1 protein-coding gene is annotated in these 3,435 nt (G+C 64.0%); it reads right to left on the bottom strand.

What is annotated here, in order from left to right:
* Positions 1–3,435: amino acid adenylation domain-containing protein (locus WBQ44_RS07570; protein WP_495566104.1), on the bottom strand; the 3,435-nt coding region annotated here is incomplete at both ends.

The raw sequence follows: 3,435 nt of genomic DNA, 5'->3' as shown, positions 1-3,435 counted from the left end.
GCCTGAGATATCTCAGCAGACCGTAACCGATGCCTTTGTCGGGAACAGCGATCAGCTGCTCTTTGATGTGTTTGAGCGCAGTGCCGACGTTGGGCCCGGATTCGAAGGCATCGTCGATGTCGATACCGGAGAGGTCGAGCGCAACGGGGAACGCAGCGGTGAACCACCCGACAGTACGAGACAAGTCGGCTCCGGGAACCACGTCCTCCTCGCGACCGTGGCCTTCCAGCAGAATCAACGTGGTCGTTGCCTCGACATCGCGCTGCTGTCGCCACTTCGTCACAGCCATGGCGAGAGCTGTCAGGAGTGCGTCGTTCACTCCGCCCCGAATCACTCGCGGCACTCGGGTCAGAATGCCGTCGGTGATGTCGGCGGGAAGCGAGACCGACAACGACTTCATCGTCGATCGTCTGTCGCGGGACGGGTCGAACGGGCGAGTTCCCAAAGGCGGATCCGGTACGTCGAGAACTCGAGCCCAGTGCTCCATCTCGGCAGCTCGTTCTTCACTGCTCGCTTCGGCCTGGAGGGCGTGCGCCCACGTCCGCATCGACGTTCCCACCGGAGCAAGTGTGATCGGTGTTCCGGAAGAATACTGAGCCCATGCCGTCACGAAGTCCGGAATCAGGATTCGCCACGAGACCCCATCGATCACGAGGTGGTGGGCGATGACGAGAATCCGGCCCTTCCGCTTCGGACCGAAGTCGAGCCACACGAACTGCATCACCACGCCCTCCTCGGGCGCGAGTGCTCCCAGGGCTTCGTCCATGCCACGCGATCCGGCCGTGGCCACAGCGTCATCGTCCGATTCCGCATCGAATTCGACACGACGGACCAGCGCGTCGACGTCCACCGAACCCTGAGGGCCGACTTCGACCCCCCATTCGATGCTCCCCGGCAGAAGCCGGGCCCGCAGCATGTCGTGATGATCCACGACCGCGGAGATGGTCGCGACGATCCCAGCTCGGTCGATACCCGCGGGCAGCTCTAGGGCGGTGGACTGGGTGAAGCGTGAATGATCGGACCCACGTTCGAGCATTGCTTCGACGATGGGTGTCGTCGGCATCACACCGACCCCTCCGCCGTCGATCTCGCGCAACACAGCCTCGTCCTCCGGCGTCGACCACACTGCTGTCTCCGCCAACCGGGCAATGGTCCGCGACTCGAATACGTCGCGTGGGCGGAACAGCAGTCCCCGGGACTTCGCACGGGAGACGAGTTGTATGGACATGATGCTGTCGCCGCCGAGCGCAAAGAACGAGTCGTCCAGTCCAACCTTGTCGACGCCGAGTATCTGCTCGAACAGCTCGGTCAAGGTTCGTTCCACGTCGGATACCGGTGCGCGGTACGTTGCGGTCGCGCCGACATTCGGCGCCGGGAGGGCGCCACGATCCAGTTTGCCGCTGGAGTTGAGCGGAAGCGCCTCCAGTGCAACGACACTCGAGGGAACCATGTACCCCGGCAGTCGTGCACTCGATGTTGCCAGAACAGAGGCTTCGTCCAGCGATACGCCCGGGGCCAGAACCACGTAGCCGACGAGAACGTTGCCGAACACGGCAGCCGCTGCCGCCGCCACTGTCTCGTTCGCACGTAGGGCGGCTTCGATGTCCCCCAACTCGATGCGCAACCCGTTCAACTTGACCTGTGAGTCTCCACGCCCGAGAAACACCAGCGACCCGTCAGGCCGACGACGAACCGTGTCGCCGGTTCGATAGAGGCGTTCACCTGCAACGAACGGGCTTGCGACGAAGCGCTCGGCAGTCAGGGCGGGACGCGATGCGTATCCCCGGGCGAGTTGGTCCCCCGCCACGTACAGTTCGCCGGCCACAGAGATCGGGACCTCGGTCAGCCCGGAATCGAGAACGTGCAGCCGTACGTTCCGTACCGGCCTGCCGATCGGCACGACCGCGAGATCATCCGGTGAGCTCGTGCAGTGCGTCACCTGCACTGTGGTCTCCGTCGGGCCATAGACGTTGTGTACGTCTGCGCCACTGAGGGCGCGGAAATCAGACGCTACGGAACTCGACAGCTGCTCACCGCCGACCAGCACAGCGCGCAGAGTATCGAGCCGACCCGGCTCTGCGATGTCGATCATCAGGGCCAGTACCGAGGGAACGAACTGCGCGATCGTGATGGCCTCGGACGCAATGACATCGGTCATGTATTGCGGATCGCGGTGACCCTCCGGTTCCGCCAACACGATCCGTGCGCCGACGCTCAGTGGCAGAAGAACTTCCCACACCGAGGCGTCGAACCCGATCGACGTCTTCTGCAGGACGGTGTCTTCCGGGACCACACCGAACTCGTCGGCCAACCACTCCAGTTGGTTGACGACGGCGCGATGTGACACCGACACACCCTTCGGACGACCCGTCGACCCCGAGGTGAAGATCGTGTACGCCACATTGTCGGGGCGCACCGGCGCGATCGGTACGGACTCGACGGACTCGACGGCCTCGGTGTCCTCGTACCCGGTCAGGTCGAGCGTGTCGACATCGACGACCCGCCTACCGACCTCTATGCGAGGTGCCGATGTCGAGGACAGAACAAGCACCGGGTCGGCAACGTCGAGAACGTATTGGATCCGGTTCGTCGGCCAATCGGGATCGATGGGAACGTAGACGCCGCCGGCCGCCAGAACGGCGTAGATGGATTCGAGCATCGCATGCGATCTGGTACCGACGACGGCAACAGCGGCGTCGGGCCCCACACCTGACGAGATCAGTTCTCGCGCCAGCCTGTTGACGCGGCCGGCGAATTCCGAGTAACTCCAGGTTCGATCCTCGAACGTCACGGCAGGGGCATCCGGTGTGGCGAGGACCTGGGCCGTGAAGGCGTCGACGACGGATCCGGAGGCCGCTGGTCCGGTCGTGTCGTTCCACAGCTCGAGCGCCGCCATCTCCTGAGCGTTCCGCAGATCCAGTGCGCGCACCGTGGCGGTGGGCGTCTCGACCATCGCACGCAGGACACGAACGAACCGCTCGGCCATCGACGAGATGGTCGAGACGTCGAACAGCTCGGACGAGTAGACGAATGTCCCACTGACTGCACCGTCTTCGGACTCGCGTGAAGGAGCGAGAGTCAACGCCAGATCGAACTGCGCTGTCGTCGAATCGAATTCCATCGCAGCGAGATCGAGTCCCGGCAGAGCGAACTCGGTCGCCTCGACGTTCTGCAACGTCAGCATGACCTGGAACAGTGGGGTGTGCGACGTCGACCGCGGCGGGTCCAGAACCTCCACCAGCCGCTCGAAGGGAACGTCGGCGTGGGCGAACGCTTCTCGCGCGGTCTCGCGTGCACCGTCGATGACCTCGACCAAGGTATTGCGTCCGTGGACGACGTTGCGGAGCACGAGAGTGTTGACGAACATGCCGACGACATCGTCGAGCGCTTTCTCGCCCCGGCCCGCCACCGCAGTGCCGATCGCGATGTCGCTGG

It is taken from the genome of Rhodococcus sp. (in: high G+C Gram-positive bacteria), assembly GCF_049591685.1.
GTDB lineage: Bacteria > Actinomycetota > Actinomycetes > Mycobacteriales > Mycobacteriaceae > Rhodococcoides.
This window is presented reverse-complemented; position numbering and strand designations above follow the sequence as displayed.